The organism is Solimonas fluminis, assembly GCF_002930645.1.
In the GTDB taxonomy this organism is placed as follows: Bacteria; Pseudomonadota; Gammaproteobacteria; order Nevskiales; family Nevskiaceae; genus Solimonas_A; species Solimonas_A fluminis.
On record NZ_PSNW01000001.1, the window covers coordinates 595,439 to 610,612 of the forward strand.

14 protein-coding genes are annotated in these 15,174 nt (G+C 67.4%); 2 read left to right on the top strand and 12 right to left on the bottom strand.

The features are described from left to right. Positions 1-16 precede the first annotated feature (16 nt). Positions 17-2,281: an ATP-binding protein gene (locus C3942_RS02755; RefSeq protein ID WP_104228791.1), complete on the top strand. Its 2,265-nt coding sequence runs from the start codon at positions 17-19 to the stop codon at positions 2,279-2,281. 681 nt (positions 2,282-2,962) lie between these two features. On the opposite strand, the gene pdxJ is transcribed toward C3942_RS02755, so the two are convergent. From pdxJ to rpoE, 12 genes are all read right to left on the bottom strand, one after another. Beyond that, complete coding sequence (gene pdxJ, locus C3942_RS02765) at positions 2,963-3,709, bottom strand: pyridoxine 5'-phosphate synthase (RefSeq protein ID WP_104229007.1); 747 nt, start codon at positions 3,707-3,709, stop codon at positions 2,963-2,965. A 29-nt stretch (positions 3,710-3,738) separates the two neighbouring features. Continuing rightward, on the bottom strand, positions 3,739-4,428 hold the full coding sequence (gene recO, locus C3942_RS02770; protein ID WP_104228792.1) for a DNA repair protein RecO: 690 nt from the start codon (positions 4,426-4,428) through the stop codon (positions 3,739-3,741). 16 nt (positions 4,429-4,444) lie between these two features. Then, complete coding sequence (gene era, locus C3942_RS02775) at positions 4,445-5,329, bottom strand: GTPase Era (protein ID WP_104228793.1); 885 nt, start codon at positions 5,327-5,329, stop codon at positions 4,445-4,447. Then, positions 5,322-5,981, bottom strand: coding sequence for a ribonuclease III (gene rnc, locus C3942_RS02780; protein WP_104228794.1), 660 nt, complete (start codon positions 5,979-5,981; stop codon positions 5,322-5,324). The genes era and rnc overlap by 8 nt, the downstream gene beginning before the upstream one ends. Positions 5,982-5,998: 17 nt before the next feature. Continuing rightward, the gene (locus tag C3942_RS02785; RefSeq protein WP_104228795.1) at positions 5,999-6,382 is read right to left on the bottom strand and encodes a DUF4845 domain-containing protein; all 384 of its coding nucleotides are present in this window, start codon (positions 6,380-6,382) and stop codon (positions 5,999-6,001) included. 29 nt (positions 6,383-6,411) lie between these two features. Then, complete coding sequence (gene lepB / locus C3942_RS02790) at positions 6,412-7,188, bottom strand: signal peptidase I (RefSeq protein ID WP_104228796.1); 777 nt, start codon at positions 7,186-7,188, stop codon at positions 6,412-6,414. Positions 7,189-7,208: 20 nt separating this feature from the next. Continuing rightward, the gene (gene lepA / locus C3942_RS02795) at positions 7,209-9,011 is read right to left on the bottom strand and encodes a translation elongation factor 4 (protein ID WP_104228797.1); all 1,803 of its coding nucleotides are present in this window, start codon (positions 9,009-9,011) and stop codon (positions 7,209-7,211) included. A gap of 55 nt (positions 9,012-9,066) precedes the next feature. Continuing rightward, a complete protein-coding gene (locus C3942_RS02800; protein ID WP_165797292.1) occupies positions 9,067-9,321 on the bottom strand; it encodes a glutaredoxin family protein in 255 nt (84 codons plus the stop codon). Between the two features lie 138 nt (positions 9,322-9,459). Then, the gene (locus tag C3942_RS02805) at positions 9,460-10,953 is read right to left on the bottom strand and encodes a DegQ family serine endoprotease (protein WP_104228799.1); all 1,494 of its coding nucleotides are present in this window, start codon (positions 10,951-10,953) and stop codon (positions 9,460-9,462) included. 120 nt (positions 10,954-11,073) lie between these two features. Continuing rightward, a complete protein-coding gene (locus C3942_RS02810) occupies positions 11,074-12,084 on the bottom strand; it encodes a MucB/RseB C-terminal domain-containing protein (protein ID WP_104228800.1) in 1,011 nt (336 codons plus the stop codon). After that, positions 12,084-12,716, bottom strand: a complete 633-nt coding sequence (locus tag C3942_RS02815; RefSeq protein WP_104228801.1) for a sigma-E factor negative regulatory protein — start codon at positions 12,714-12,716, stop codon at positions 12,084-12,086. Before C3942_RS02815 ends, C3942_RS02810 begins: the two co-directional genes overlap by 1 nt. Before the next feature lie 99 nt (positions 12,717-12,815). Beyond that, positions 12,816-13,388: an RNA polymerase sigma factor RpoE gene (gene rpoE / locus C3942_RS02820; protein WP_104228802.1), complete on the bottom strand. Its 573-nt coding sequence runs from the start codon at positions 13,386-13,388 to the stop codon at positions 12,816-12,818. A 140-nt stretch (positions 13,389-13,528) separates the two neighbouring features. Here rpoE and nadB point away from each other — a divergent pair, with 140 nt between their 5' ends. Then, a complete protein-coding gene (gene nadB / locus C3942_RS02825; RefSeq protein WP_104228803.1) occupies positions 13,529-15,130 on the top strand; it encodes an L-aspartate oxidase in 1,602 nt (533 codons plus the stop codon). The last annotated feature ends 44 nt before the right edge of the window (positions 15,131-15,174 follow it).

The following is a 15,174-nucleotide window of genomic DNA, read 5'->3' on the forward strand; positions in this document are numbered from 1 at the left end:
CCGCTGGGTCGACTGGATGAGGCTGCAGGCCCTGTGGCAGCAGCGTGTGGCCGGCTGGCCCTGGCTCCTGGCCCCGGGCGGGCTGGTCTGGGGCGCGGGATTCCTGCTGATCCGGGAGTCCCCGGTGGCGATAGCCCTCTGGCTGGGCCTGGGCGTCATCGGCCTGGCCCTGGCCCTGATCGCCAACCGCCGGCTGGGCCAGGCCCAGCGGGGCCAGCTGGACGTGCTGAAGCAGCTGGCCGCCGGCCGGGTGGAAACCCGCGCCGCCGCCGACCTGCCCGGCCTGTCGGGCGAACTGAGCCTGCAGATCAACCAGACCGGCCGCCTGCTGGCCCAGTACCGCGACCAGCTCGACCAGCAGGTCGGCCAGGCCACTACCCGCCTGCGCCAGGACCTGCAGCGGGTCCACGAGAAAAGCGAACTGCTGCGCCGCTCGCTGGCCGACAGCCAGGACTCCGCCCGGGCCCAGTCGGAGCTGTTCTCCAACCTGTCGCACGAGCTGCGCACCCCGCTGACCGCGATCCTGGGCTATGCCGACCTGCTGCGCCGCTCTGGCCTCAACGAGGAGCAGCGCCAGCAGCTCAACACCCTGGACAAGTCGGCGCGCGCGCTGCTGTCCATGATCAACGACCTGCTGGACTGGAGCCGCATCGAGGCCGGCCACCTGCGCCTGAACGAGGAGAACTTCGACCTTCAGGACACGGTGGAGGACACCACCGCCCTGCTGGCGCCGCTGGCCTACGAGAAGGTGCTGGAGCTGGTGCAGATCGTCTACCACGACGTGCCACAGAAGCTCGTGGGCGACGGCCCGCGCCTGCGTCAGATCCTGACCAACCTGATCTCCAACGCCATCAAGTTCACCGAGAACGGCGAGGTGGTGCTGCGCGTGATGCGCGAGAAGGAGGAAGGCGAGCGGCTATGGCTGCGCTTTGCGATCTCCGACACCGGCGTGGGCATCGCTCCCGAGCAGCAGCGGCGCCTGTTCCAGCCCTTCCACCAAGTGGGCCGCAGCACGCGCGGCGGCAGCGGCCTGGGCCTGTCGATCACGCGCCGCCTGGCCGAACTGATGGGTGGCCGCGTGGAGCTGGAAAGCACCCCGGGCAAGGGCTCCATCTTCAGCGCCGTGCTGCCCTTCCGCGGCACCGCCGAGAAGCCGGCGCCGCAGCCCCTGCAGGAGAAATCCGCCTGGCTGCACGAGGCCCACCCCATCGCCCGCCTGGCACTGACGCACTGGCTGGAGTTCTGGGGCATGCAGGTGCGCGCCTTCGACTCCGTGGAACGACTCAACGAGGCCCTGCTGCATTCCACGCGCCTGCCCGACGTCGCCATCGCCGGTCTCAAGGAGATCGAGGCCGACGAGCAATCGGTGATGGAGCTTTGCGGCCTCTGCCGGCAGCACCGCCCGCCGTTGCTGATCCTGGTGGCCTCCGCCTCGCTGGACGTGCACCAGACCGTGCGCGATGCCGGTGCCGCTGCCTGCCACGCCAAGTCGATCGGCCGGCGCCTGCTGCAGACCGAGCTGCTGCGCCTGATCTCGCCGCCGGAGGACAAGCAGGAACGGCCCTTGTCCGACAAGCTTGCCCTGGTAGCCGACAACAATCCGGTCAACCGCCGCTACATCGCCGCGCTCTGCACCGGCCTGGGCCTGGAGGTGGTGGAAGCCAACGACGGCCGCGAGGCGCTGACGCTGTGGCGCCGCAGCCCGGGAGACTACCTGCTGCTGGATGCGCACATGCCGGAGATGGACGGCCCGGCCTGCGCGCGCGAGGTGCGCAAGCTGGAAGCGGAGGGCAAGGCCGCCACGCGCAGCCGCATCCTGGCGATCAGCGCCTACCTGGAGCCGCACGAGCGCCGCGACTTCCTGGAAGCCGGTGCCGACGAGATCCTGCTCAAGCCCTTCGACGAGCGCCAGCTGCTGCGCGCCCTGGTCCCGGCCACGACCGCCGCCAGCGCGCCGGTCTCGACGATGCTGACCGAGGACCCGGACCTGCTGGCCCTGCTGCGCGAGGAACTGCCGCACCAGTTCGCCGCCCTGGAAACCGCCTGCGCCGTCAACGACCTGGACCTGGCGCGGGAGTCCGCCCACACGGTGCACGGCACCGCCGCCTTCTACCACCTCACCAGCCTGCGCCAGAGCACCGCCGCCCTGGAGCATAGCCTCAAGCGCGTCCAGGCCATCGCCGGCGATGCGCAAATCGCGGAGCAGCTGCATGCCGTGCGCACAGCGGTGGCGGAGACGCTGACGGCGATCGCGCGAAAGAGCGTGGCGACGAGGACGTGAAAAGACAGTGCTGAGTGCTGAGGACTGAGTGCCGAGTAACAGCAGGCGCCCTGGGGTCTTCGGCATGTAGGAGCCCGCTTGCTGGCGACCGTCGCCAGCAAGCGGGCTCCTACACTCAGCACTCAGCACTCAGCACTCAGCACTCAGCACTCAGCACTCAGCACTCAGCACTCAGCACTCAGCACTCAGCACTCAGCACTCAGCACTCAGCACTCAGCACTCAGCACTCAGCACTCAGCACTCAGCACTCAGCACTCAGCACTCAGCACTCAGCACTCAGCACTCAGCACTCAGCACTCAGCACTCAGCACTCAGCACTCAGCACTCAGCACTCAGCACTCAGCACTCAGCACTCAGCACTCAGCACTCAGCACTCAGCACTCAGCACTCAGCACTCAGCACTCAGCACTCAGCACTCAGCACTCAGCACTCAGCACTCAGCACTCAGCACTCAGCACTCAGCACTCAGCACTCAGCACTCAGCACTCAGCACTCAGCACTCAGCACTCAGCACTCAGCACTCAGCACTCAGCACTCAGCACTCAGCACTCAGCACTCAGCACTCAGCACTCAGCACTCAGCACTCAGCACTCAGCACTCAGCACTCAGCACTCAGCACTCAGCACTCAGCACTCAGCACTCAGCACTCAGCACTCAGCACTCAGCACTCAGCACTCAGCACTAGCGAAGCGTCCGCGCTTCCGTCATCGCCCGCTTCATCTCGGCGACCGCCGCCGGGAAACCCACGAACACCGATCGCGACACGATGCTGTGTCCGATGTTCAGCTCCTCGATCTCCGGGATGCGTGCGATGGCGCCGACGTTCTGCACCGTCAGCCCGTGTCCGGCATGCACCTCCAGCCCGGCCTTCTTCGCACTGCGTGCAAACTTCATGATGCGCTCCAGTTCCGCCGCCTGCTTGCTGCCGCGCGTATCGGCATAGCCGCCGGTGTGGATCTCGATCTGCGGCGCGCCGGCGGCCCGGGTCGCCTTCAGCTGCGCCGGGTCGGCGTCGATGAACAGGGCCACGACGATGCCTGCCTTCTCCAGCCGGCGGCAGGCATCCTTCACCGCCTCCAGCTGGCCGGCGACGTCCAGGCCGCCCTCGGTGGTCAGCTCCGCCCGCTTCTCCGGCACCAGGCAGACGTACTTCGGCCGCATCTGGCAGGCGAAGTCGATCATGAAGGGCGTGATCGCCATTTCCAGGTTCAGCGGCACCGGGCTGACACGCAGCAGGCGCTCGATGTCATGGTCCTGGATGTGCCGGCGATCCTCGCGCAGGTGCATGGTGATGCTGTCGGCGCCCGCGCTGGCGGCGACCAGGCTGGCTTCCACCGGGTCCGGGTAGGGCGTGCCCCGGGCCTGGCGCAGCGTGGCGACATGATCGACGTTGACGCCGAGACGGATGGCGGAAAGCTTGGAGGGCATGGTGGCAGCCGGCTGCAAGGAGGGCCGCATCATACCCTTGCGCGGAGCTGCCGCAGCAGCTTGGCAGTCTCCAGTTCGCGGCCGCCCAGCTGGCGACGCACCCGCTCGCGCATCAGGCGGCGCAGCTCCGTGCGCCATTCCCCCTCACCCGCGGGCTCCCCGTCGCGCAGGGCGATCAGGGCGCGGCCGGAGCAGTGCCCACGCGCGGAGGGCTGGAATCCTTCCTGTTCGCTGTAGAGATAGCGCAGAGCGGGGTCGATGTCCTCCGGGATATCCAGGCCGTAGCCGATGTCGGCCAGCAGGGCCTTCTCGAACAGGCGCAGCGCAAACTCGGCCTCCGCCCCCGGCAGGGCTGCCAGGGCCTCGCCGTAGGCGCGGTAGGCATCCGGATGCGGATCCTGGCGATGCAGCAGGCGCAGCAGCAGCTCGTTGAGATACCAGCCGTAGAACAGGCGCTCGCCCGCCAGTCCCGGAGGCGGGCCGTTGGCCTCGACTCCGGTCAGGGCTGCCAGTTCGCCGCGCTGGGTCCAGCTCAGGAGCAGGGGACGCAGGGGCTGCAGCAGGGCGCGATGGCGGGACTTCGCCCCCCGTGCGCCCTTGGCGACCAGGCCGATGCGGCCGTGCCGTTCGCTGAAGGCTTCGACCAGGAGGCTGGTTTCGCTGTAGGGCCTGGCGCTAAGCAGCCAGCAGGGTTCCAGCTGGACGCGCCCATGGTCCATGACGGCGCTGCCGGCCCTAGTCGGGCGTCAGTCCGAAGCGCTTGAGCATCTTCGGGTCGTCGCTCCAGTTCTCGCGGATCTTGCACCAGAGCTTCAGGAAGATCTTGCGCCCCAGCATGCGCTCCAGGTCGCGTCGCGCGGAACTGCCGATGGCCTTCAGCGTTTCGCCGGCTTCGCCGATCACGATCTTCTTCTGGCCTTCGCGCTCCACCCAGATCACGGCATGGATGCGATCGAGATTGCCCTCTCGCTTGTAGTCCTCGATCTCCACGGTGGTGGAGTACGGCAGCTCCTGGTGCAGCGTACGGATCAGCTTCTCGCGCACCACCTCGGCCACGGTGAAGCCCAGGTCGTTGCCGGTGACCATGTCCTCCGGGTAGAGGGGGTCGCCCTCGGGCAGGCGGCTGAACAACTCGTCGACCAGTCCCTTGAGGTTGGACTTCTTCAGGGCGGACAGGGGCACGATGAAGGCGAAGTCGCGCCGGGCTGCAAGCTTCTGCAGTTCCGGCAGCAGCTTTTCCTTGTCGTCGATGCGGTCGATCTTGTTGACCACCAGGCCCACCGGCACGGGCAGGCCCTCGAGGCGCTGCAGGACCGCCGCGTCCTCCTCGGTCCAGCGCCCCAGTTCCACCACGAACAGCACCAGGTCCATGTCGTGGATGGCACCGGCGGCCGCCTGGTTCATCACGCGGTTGAGCGCGCGGGTCTCCTTGCGGTGCAGGCCCGGGGTATCGACGAAGACAACCTGGCCGCGCTCGTCGTGCAGCACGCCCTGGATGCGGTGCCGCGTGGTCTGCGGCTTGTGGGAGACGATGCTCACCTTCTGGCCCACGAGGGCGTTCACGAGGGAGGATTTCCCCACGTTGGGACGCCCGATAACCGAAACCATTCCGCTACGCATGGATCTTGGCAATCATCAGTTCGGCCGCGCGCTGCTCGGCGCTGCGGCGGGAAGCCCCTTCGGACTCGGTGAAGGATTCGTTGTCGGGCAACAGGCAGCGCACGGCAAAGCGGCGCGCGTGCGGCGGACCGGATTCCGACAGGATCTCGTATCGCGGCAGGGGACGGCCATCGGCCTGCAGGGCCTCCTGCAGGCGGGTCTTGGGATCCTTGAGGGATTCGGCGTCCGGCAGGTCGGCCAGCAGGGGCGCATACAGGCGCTCGCAGACGGCACGCGCCGCCTCGAAGCCGCCATCGAGATAGACGGCGCCGATCACGGCCTCCACCGCATCGGCCAGGATCGAGTCGCGCCGGTAGCCGCCGGACTTCAGCTCGCTCTCGCCCAGCCGCAGCAGCTCGCCGAGCTGCAGGTCGCGCCCCAGCCGCGCCAGGGTTTCCTCGCGGACCAGGCTGGCACGCAGGCGCGACAGCGCTCCTTCCTCCGCCTTCGGCTGCAGCGAATACAGCCGCTCGCCGATCACGAAGTTCAGCAGGCCGTCGCCGAGGAACTCGAGCCGCTCGTTGTTGCCGTGCGCGTAGCTGCGGTGCGTCAGCGCCTGCTGCAGCAGAGCCGAATCTCGGAAGTTGTATCCAAGGCGTCGAGACAGTTCCATCAAGGGCTTATGTGAGGCTAGCCCGCAGAACTCGACATCTTCACCTCACCCTCGAAATGAATGACGATATAGATGTTGTAGAACAGCTTCTCACGTGCCTCATAATCGTAGACCAGAAAGCGACCGCCCTCACTGCGTTTGAGCTTGATGTCCTTTGGGTCTATGCGCGTGATGTCATCAATCGACCAATATCGCTCCAGGCCACGACGCATCGAATAGCCATTGTCATCTTTGCTGACATCGCCTTCAGTGGCGAACTTGTTCAATGCGCTAACAAGCTTGAACTGATTCATATAGATCGGGAAACACTTCGCGCCGACAATGGCTACAAAAGCGATGACCCCGAAAATGAACAGCAGGCCGAACCAGCCGATACCCTTCTGACGATGACGAGACTGCATGGGTTCCCTCCCCTTACCCGTGGATACCGCTATTTAATCACGGTTCCGATACGCGAGAAATCGACCCGCGTCCGGACGCTGTCCCAGCTCATCCAGATGAAAAACGCCTTGCCGACCAGGTTCTTCTCCGGCACGGTGCCCCAGACGCGGCTGTCCGAACTGCCGTCGCGGTTGTCACCCATGGCGAAGTACTGCCCCTCCGGCACGGTGAACTCGAAGTCATCCGAGGGACGGTCCGGGTCGACCAGGACATGGTGCCGGACGCCGGCTAGGTCTTCCGACAGGCGGTAGACCACCCCGGAGGCATGCGGCCCCTGCACCGGGAAGGCGCCGTCGGCCTCCTGGGACATCTCCTGGCCGTTCACCGTCAGGCGCTTTTCCTTGTAGGCGATATGGTCGCCCGGCAGTCCGATGATGCGCTTGATGTAGTCCTGGCGCGGATCCAGGGGATAGCGGAACACCACGATGTCGCCGCGCTGCGGCTCACCGTTGGCCAGGAACTTGGTATGGAAGGCCGGGTCCCGCAGGCCGTAGGCGAACTTGTTCACCAGGATGAAATCGCCCACCAGCAGGGTGGGAATCATCGACCCGGAGGGTATCCGGAAGGGCTCGGCGACGAAGGACCGCAACAGCAGCACGGCGGCGATCACCGGGAAGAAGGACTGGCAGAAGTCGACGATGGCATTGGGCGGCACGCCCTCGCCGCGGCGCGGCGCCAGCACCCACTTGTTCAGCGCCCAGCCGATGCCGGTCAGCAGGGTCGCCGCCGTCAGCAGCACCGCGAAATCGACGTGGAAATCCTGCATCGGCTTCTATCCTCGGGAGCTTACTTCTTCTTGTCCACGCCCAGCACGGCGAGGAAGGCTTCCTGCGGGATTTCCACGGAGCCCACCTGCTTCATGCGCTTCTTGCCTTCCTTCTGCTTTTCCAGGAGCTTGCGCTTGCGCGAGGCGTCGCCGCCGTAGCACTTGGCGGTCACGTCCTTGCGCAGCGCCTTGACCGTGCTGCGGGCGATGATCTTGGATCCTATCGCCGCCTGGATCGCGATATCGAACATCTGGCGATGGATGACGTCCTGCATCTTCTCGCAGAGATCGCGGCCGCGGTTGTAGGCGTTGTCCCGGTGCACGATGGTGGCCAGCGCGTCGACCTTGTCGCCGTTGACCAGCACGTCCAGGCGCACCAGGTCCGCGGCGCGGAACTCCAGGAAGTCGTACTCGAAGGACGCATAGCCGCGCGACACGCTCTTCAGCCGGTCGAAGAAGTCGAGCACGACCTCGGCCATCGGCATCTCCACCTCCAGCTGCACCTGGGAGCCGAGATAGCGCAGGTTGCGCTGCACGCCGCGCTTCTCCATGCAAAGCTGCATCACCGAGCCGACGTAGTCGGGCGGCATCAGCACGCGGGCGACGATGATCGGCTCGCGGATTTCGTCGATGTTGCCCGGCTCCGGCAGCTCGGCCGGGTTGTCGACCTTCTTCACCTCGCCCTGGGTGGTCAGCACCTCGTAGACCACCGAAGGCGCCGTGGTGATCAGGTTCAGGTTGTACTCGCGCTCCAGGCGCTCCTGCACGATCTCCATGTGCAGCATGCCCAGGAAGCCGATGCGGAAACCGAAACCCAGGGCCGTGGAGTTCTCGGGTTCGAACTGCAGCGCGGAATCGTTGAGGCGCAGCTTCTGCAGCGACTCGCGGAAGTCCTCGAAATCCTCGGCGTCGATCGGGAACATGCCGGCGAACACGCGCGGCTGCACCTGGCGGAAACCCGGCAGCTGTTCTCCGCAGGGCGCGCTGGCACGGGTCAGGGTATCGCCCACCGGGGCGCCGAAGATGTCCTTGATGCCGGCGATGATGAAGCCCACCTCGCCGGTTTCCAGCTTTTCCTTGAACACGCGCTTGGGCGTATGGACGCCCATCATCGTGATCTCGTAGTCCTTGCCGGTCGACATCACGCGGATCTTCTCGCCCTTGGCGATGGAACCGTTGACGATGCGCACCAGCGACACCACCCCCAGGTAGTTGTCGAACCAGGAATCGACGATCAGCGCCTGCAGGCGGCCATCCGGGTCGCCCTTGGGCGCCGGCAGCTGCGCCACCACCGCCTCCAGCACGGCCGGGACGTTGAGGCCGGTCTTGGCCGAGATGCGCAGGGCATCCACCGCGCTGATGCCGATGACCTGCTCGATCTCGTCGGCCACGCGGTCGGGTTCGGCGTTCTGCAGGTCCACCTTGTTCAGCACCGGCAGCACTTCCAGGTGCTGCTCCAGCGCGGTGTAGCAGTTGGCCACCGACTGCGCCTCGACGCCCTGCGAGGCATCCACCACCAGCAGCGCGCCCTCGCAGGCGAACAGCGAGCGCGACACCTCGTAGGAGAAGTCGACGTGACCCGGGGTGTCGATGATGTTGAACTGGTAGATCTCGCCGCTGGCGGCGCGATAGTGCAGCTGCACCGCCTGGGCCTTGATGGTGATGCCGCGCTCGCGCTCGATCGGGTTGTTGTCGAGGATCTGCTCCGTCATCTCGCGCAGTTCGAGACCACCGGTCAGCTGGATGAAGCGGTCGGCCAGCGTGGACTTGCCGTGGTCGATGTGCGCGATGATGCAGAAATTGCGGATGTTTTCTTGTTTCATGGGAATCTGCGGCCGGGGGCCGCCAGCGAGGCCGCGCAGTATATAGCGAGCGGGCCTAGAGGGCTTCGGCCACCCGCTCGGGGTCCAGGCGCCCCTCGCTCAGGACCCGGCCCGAGGCATCCAGCAGGACCGGGATGCGGAGGCCGTATTCCTGCCGCCATTCCGGGCGGGAGTCGACGTCGGCCCGCTCCAGCGCAAAGCGGCCGGGGCCGAACTCGGCCAGGAGGTCCTCCTCCAGTTCGTCGCAGAGACAGCAGCCGGGCCGCGACAGCAGCAGCAGAGGCAGGCCTTGGCGATGACTAGATGTCATCGCCTGCGCCGCCGATGGCCCGGCCATGGAGCATCTGGCACAGGCGGGAAGCGACTCGATGTCGCCTCCCGTTCAGCCCAAATGCCGGGCAGTGGGTAGATGGGCGAGCAACAGTCCCCCCATGGATGGCGCCCCTGCTCATGGCTTCTTCGACGGCGCAACCGCGGCTTCCGGCACGTCCATGGCCAGGAACAGCGGCGCGCCGCGGCGCTGCACCAGGACCGGCACGGTCTGCCCCGGGGTCAGGCGGCCGGCCACCTCGCGGTAGCGCGCCGGGCTGCCGATCTCCTGGCCGCTGATCTGCAGCAGCACGTCCCCGGCGCGCACGCCGGCGCGGGCCGCCGGGCCGTCGCGGGCCTCGGCCACCATCACGCCGCTGGCAGGGCCGCCCAACTGGGCATCCCGGCGCTCGGCATCGGTCAGGGGGCGCACCGTCAGGCCCAGGGCGTCGGTCGGTACCGGCGCCGCCGGAGGCGAGGGCTCGGGGGCATGCTTGCCCAGGCTGGGTTCGGCATCCGGCTGCAATACGCCGACGGCGACCTTGAGGCTCATCTGCTTGCCCTCGCGCAGCAGCTTCACCTCGGCGCTCTCGCCCGGGTCGGTGATGCCGACCATGGGCGGCAGGGCCGTCGAGCTGGCCAGTTCGACGCCGTTGTAGCTCAGGATGATGTCGCCGGCGCGCAGGCCGGCCTTCTCGGCCGGGCTGCCCGGCATCACGCGGGCCACCAGGGCGCCTTCGGGCTTGTCCATCTTCATGGAGATGGCCAGGTCGCGATCGACCTCCTGCACCACCACGCCGAGCCAGCCGCGCTTGACCCGGCCATGCTCCTTGAGCTGGCCGGCCACCTTGGCGGCCACGTCGATGGGGATCGAGAACGACAGGCCCTGGTACCCGCCCGACTGGGAATAGATCTGCGAGTTGACGCCCACCACCTCGCCCTTGAGGTTGAACAGGGGGCCGCCCGAATTGCCGGGATTGATGGCGACGTCGGTCTGGATGAAGGGCACGTACTGCTCGGTGATCAGGCTGCGGCCCTTGGCCGAAACGATCCCGGCGGTCACCGAATAATCGAAGCCGAATGGCGAGCCGATCGCCAGCACCCACTGGCCCGGGCGCAGCTTGCTGGCGTCGCCCAGCTTGACCGCCGGCAGATCCTTGGCCTCGATGCGCAGCAGCGCCAGGTCGCTGGCCTCGTCGCTGCCGACCACCTGGGCGGTGAACTGGCGCCGGTCCAGCAGGCGCACGATCACTTCCTTGGCGTCGCGCACCACGTGGTAGTTGGTGACGACATAGCCATCCTTCCACAGGATGAACCCGGAACCCAGCGACTGCGGCGTATTCTCCAGGGAGGGCTCGTCCTCGCTTTCCCCCTGGTGCTCCTCGAGGAAGCGCTTGAACCAGTCGGGCGCACCTTCGAGATTGTCCGGCTCGGCTTCGCCGTTGGGCAGCGCCGGGGCATCGGCGGGCAGTTCGGCCACCACGGTGCTGATGTTCACCACCGAGGGCGACACCTGCTCCACCAGGTCCGCGAAATCCGGCGCGCCAACGACCTCCGGCCCGCGCTGGCAGGCGGACAGCAGCACAACGACCGCAAGCGCGGTCAGCCGCAGGGAGGGGGCGGCAATACGCATCGAGGACTCCGGGCCGGACAGCCCAAAAAAGCGGGGCAACGCGAATTTCAAAGGAAAACCAGAGGAAATTCAAACTCCCGGCCCTGCGTCGTGCACGCCGGGGCGGGATGGCCGCAGCGATCAGGGCGCCGCGGCGGCGGCCTCGACCCGGGCGGCCGGCTTGGCCCCGTCGCCGATCATGCGGACGGTTTCCTGCGGCGCCTCGCCCACCACGGTCACGTGGAATCCCCCGACCATGCGGCGATAGGCATGGACCGTACCCATCTGGGACACGCTCTGGGCCTGTACGTTGCCCGGCGGCGCCGCCTTCATCGCACTGAACACCGAGATGGCCGACAGTCCGTCGGACAGCACCACGTGCTCCACCTGGCCCTGCCCGCCCGGCAGCGGACGCAGCTCCCGGAAGGCAACCCGGTAACCCGGCGGCAGGCGGTCCAGCCGCAGGCCTGCGTTGCCAGCAGCGGCCAGCCCCGTCTGCTGCGGCAGCGGCGGGTTCTCGATCATCTGCACCACCTGGCGGGTCTCGCCCGGCGGCAGCTGCGGACGGAAGGCGCTGTCGGGGATGCTGGACGGGAACTCGATCTCGGTGAACATCATCTGTTCCAGCACCGAGCCGTTGCGGCCGATCAGGCTGACCTTGAGCGGCACCGAACTCTGCTGGTCGGCCCAGATCTCATAGCCGTAGCGGAACTGGTCGCGCGGGGCGATGGCCAGGCCCTGGCAGTTGCGGCCGGCGACCCGGGCGGTGCCCAGGTCCTTGAACTCATAGACCTGCGAAATCTGCTGCAGGCGCTCGGCGCTCAGGGCCGGAAACAGCGCCTTGGGCGTCGGCAGGTTCATCGTGAGCTTGCGATCCTTGGGCAACAGGCAGATGACCTTGTTGTTTTCCTTCAGGATTTCACGGGGATCCCCGTTGAGGGACTGGACCCGCTCGTGCTCGGTGCCTTCCTTGAAGCGATGCGTCACGCGCATCGTCTCGAGCATGTCGTCACCCTGGTAGATGATCACGCCCTGGTAGTTGCTGTTGCGCGCCGCCTCCCCGATCCGCACCAGGAAGTCCGCCGGATCCGCCGCGAAGGCCGTGGGAGCCGCCGCCAGTGCCAGGGCCCCGAGGAAGGCGCGACCGCGCATCAGCGCTGCCCCTCCGCCTGCGGGCGGTAGACCGCGTTGTGCGCGGCGAAGCGGGCGTAGGACAAGGTGCCGCCCATGCCGCGGCTGGCCGCGGTATTGCTGTGCTCGATCAGGTAGTTGGACAGGTCGTCTTCCTGCAGCTGCTGGATCTCCGCGGCGCTGGCCGAAACCGCGCGCAGGCCCTGCGGGCGGGCCGTCGGCAGCGGCAGGGACACCGGAGCGGTCACGGCGGCCGGGGCAAACCCCGGGGCGGCCTCGCCACGCTCGGCGACCAGGGCCGCCTGCGGCATGGTCACCAATACCGCCACGGCACCGAAGGACGCCGCGGCGGCAAAGCCCGCCAAGGGCTTCCAGCGCGCCAGCACGGCACGGCGGCCGGAGCGGCGGCTGTCCAGGTCCACCAGCTTGTCGCTGGCCGGCAGGGGCGCCTCGTCCAGGCCGGCCATCACGCCGGCACAGATGCAGGGCTGTTCCTTGGCGACGCGGGTTCCCTCCCGGGCCTCCCGGGACAGGCACAGGCGGCTGTAGGCCTGCTTCATTCCGGGGTCACGATCCAGCTGGTCCAGCAGCCGGTCCAGCTCCTCCGGCGAGCACTCGCCGTCGAGCAGGGCGGAAAGGGTTTCTTCAGACATGGGCCAAGTACCTTGCTACCTGAATATAAGCTTAACCGCAGCCGCGGCAAAAAGTTCCGCGGAGCCCGACTAGAGATTTTGTTGCAGTGCGCATGGGGGCTACTCGATCAGCGGCTTGATGACCGCGTCGATCGCCTCGCGGGCGCGGAAGATGCGCGAACGGACCGTACCGATGGGGCAGTCCATGATCTCGGCGATTTCCTCGTAGGACAGCCCGTCCAGCTCGCGCAGGGTGATGGCCTTGCGCAGGTCCGGCGGCAGACCGGAGATCACCTCGGCGACCTTGTGCTTGATTTCCTCGGTCAGCAGCACGGCCTCGGGGGTATCGACATCGCTTAGATGCTCGGTATGCCCGTACAGTTCCGCGTCGGCGATGTCGATGTCGCTGCCCGCCGGCCGGCGCCCGCGGGATACCAGGTGGTTCTTGGCGGTATTGATGCCGATGCGATACAGCCAGGTGTAGAAGGCGCTGTTGCCCTTGAAGCCGTTGAGCGCCCGGAAGGCCTTGATGAAGGTTTCCTGGGCCACGTCGGGCGCGTCGGCGTCTCCGACCAGGCGGCTGACCAGCTGGATGATCTTGTACTGGTACTTGCGGACCAGCAGCTCGAAGGCGCGCTTGTCCCCCTTCTGCGCGCGAGCGACCAGCTGTTCGTCAAGTTGTTCTTCGCTCATTGCACATCAGGCTGCCGCGCCCGGCCTTTCGACAAGGGTGGCGCGAACGGCTAAGTTAGACCCCAAAATCAATGGCCGCCTGCCCGTTACGGCAAACACGGCGGTTTTCGACACGAATTCGCGATTCTAGCATCCCCCACATGTCCGATACGGAAGTCCTCATCCTCGGCAGCGGAGCCGCCGGCCTGTCGCTGGCCCTGCGCCTGGCCCAGGCCGGCCGCAAGGTCTGCGTCGTCTCCAAGAGCCAGCTCAGCTCCGGGTCCACCCTCTGGGCCCAGGGCGGCATCTCGGCCGTGCTGGACGCCGCCGACTCCCTGGAAAACCATGTCTCGGACACCCTGGTGGCCGGCGCCGGCCTCTGCGACGAAGCCGCCGTGCGCTTTACCGTGGAACGCGGCCCCGGCTGCATCCACTGGCTGCTCGAACAGGGCGTGCAGTTCACCCGCGACGAGGATGATCCCACGGGCCGCGGCCTGCACCTGACCCGAGAGGGCGGCCACTCGCACCGGCGCATCGTCCACGCCGCCGACGCCACCGGCCGGGCGGTGGAAACCACCCTCGCCTCCCTGGCGGCGGCCCATCCCAACATCACGGTGCGCGAGCGCAGCGTCGGCGTGGACCTGATCGTGGCCCCCGCCGAGAAGCGGGTGCTGGGCGCCTACCTGTTCGACCGCGACAGCGGCCGGGTCGAGGCGGTGGCCGCCAAGGCGGTGGCTCTGTGCACCGGCGGCGCCAACCAGGTCTACCTCTATTCCAGCAATCCCTTCGGCGCCTCCGGCGACGGCATCGCCATGGCCTGGCGCGCCGGCTGCCGCGTGTCGAACATGGAATTCATGCAGTTCCACCCGACCTGCCTGTACCACGAGGACTCGCGCAACTTCCTGATCAGCGAGGCCCTGCGCGGCGAAGGTGCCCTGCTGCGCCTGCCCAATGCGGACGGCAGCGCCGGCGAGCGCTTCATGCCGCGCTTCGACAGCCGCGGGGAACTGGCGCCGCGCGACATCGTCGCCCGCGCCATCGACCACGAAATGAAGCGCCTGGGCCTGCGCCATGTGCTGCTGGACATCACCCACAAGCCGCCCGAATTCATCAAGAGCCACTTCCCGAGCATCTACGCGCACTGCCTGGAACTGGGCCTGAACATCACCCGGGAGCCGATTCCGGTGGTGCCCTCGGCGCATTTCACCTGCGGCGGCGTCCTGACGGACCTGCGTGCGCGCACCGACGTCGACGGGCTCTACGCCATGGGCGAGGTCGCCTGCACCGGCCTGCACGGCGCCAACCGCCTGGCCTCCAACTCGATCCTGGAGTGCCTGGCCTTCGCCGCCGCGGCGGCGGACGACCTGCTGGCGACGCTGGACCAGCGCGCCATGCCGCAGGGACTCAAGGCCTGGGACGAAAGCCGCGTCACCGACTCCGACGAGGACGTGGTGGTTTCGCACAACTGGCTGGAACTGCGCACCTTCATGTGGGACTACGTCGGCATCGTGCGCACCACCAAGCGCCTGGAGCGCGCGCAGCACCGCATCGAGCTGCTGGCGCGGGAGATCCAGGAGTACTACGGCAACTACCGCATCAGCGCACACCTGCTGGAGCTGCGCAACCTGGTGGTCTGTGCCGACCTGATCGTACGCTCGGCGCTGTCGCGCAAGGAATCGCGCGGGCTGCACTACACGCTGGATTACCCGCATACGCTGGCGCGGGCGATGCCGACCATCCTGGACGGACGCAAGGCCGCCTGAGCATCGGCGGCAACGGCAGAGGCGCCCTGCCCGGCGCTTGTCCT

What these genes read in the sequence shown, in the direction of transcription:
- C3942_RS02805 (WP_104228799.1), bottom strand. Translation starts at nt 10,953, where the DNA reads ATGCGTATTGCCGCCCCCTCCCTGCGGCTGACCGCGCTTGCGGTCGTT.
- pdxJ (WP_104229007.1), bottom strand. Translation starts at nt 3,709, where the DNA reads ATGCCCTCCAAGCTTTCCGCCATCCGTCTCGGCGTCAACGTCGATCAT.
- C3942_RS02810 (WP_104228800.1), bottom strand. Translation starts at nt 12,084, where the DNA reads ATGCGCGGTCGCGCCTTCCTCGGGGCCCTGGCACTGGCGGCGGCTCCC.
- C3942_RS02815 (WP_104228801.1), bottom strand. Translation starts at nt 12,716, where the DNA reads ATGTCTGAAGAAACCCTTTCCGCCCTGCTCGACGGCGAGTGCTCGCCG.
- nadB (WP_104228803.1), top strand. Translation starts at nt 13,529, where the DNA reads ATGTCCGATACGGAAGTCCTCATCCTCGGCAGCGGAGCCGCCGGCCTG.
- era (WP_104228793.1), bottom strand. Translation starts at nt 5,329, where the DNA reads ATGCGTAGCGGAATGGTTTCGGTTATCGGGCGTCCCAACGTGGGGAAA.
- C3942_RS02785 (WP_104228795.1), bottom strand. Translation starts at nt 6,382, where the DNA reads ATGCAGTCTCGTCATCGTCAGAAGGGTATCGGCTGGTTCGGCCTGCTG.
- rnc (WP_104228794.1), bottom strand. Translation starts at nt 5,981, where the DNA reads ATGGAACTGTCTCGACGCCTTGGATACAACTTCCGAGATTCGGCTCTG.
- C3942_RS02755 (WP_104228791.1), top strand. Translation starts at nt 17, where the DNA reads ATGAGGCTGCAGGCCCTGTGGCAGCAGCGTGTGGCCGGCTGGCCCTGG.
- rpoE (WP_104228802.1), bottom strand. Translation starts at nt 13,388, where the DNA reads ATGAGCGAAGAACAACTTGACGAACAGCTGGTCGCTCGCGCGCAGAAG.
- recO (WP_104228792.1), bottom strand. Translation starts at nt 4,428, where the DNA reads ATGGACCATGGGCGCGTCCAGCTGGAACCCTGCTGGCTGCTTAGCGCC.
- C3942_RS02800 (WP_165797292.1), bottom strand. Translation starts at nt 9,321, where the DNA reads ATGACATCTAGTCATCGCCAAGGCCTGCCTCTGCTGCTGCTGTCGCGG.
- lepA (WP_104228797.1), bottom strand. Translation starts at nt 9,011, where the DNA reads ATGAAACAAGAAAACATCCGCAATTTCTGCATCATCGCGCACATCGAC.
- lepB (WP_104228796.1), bottom strand. Translation starts at nt 7,188, where the DNA reads ATGCAGGATTTCCACGTCGATTTCGCGGTGCTGCTGACGGCGGCGACC.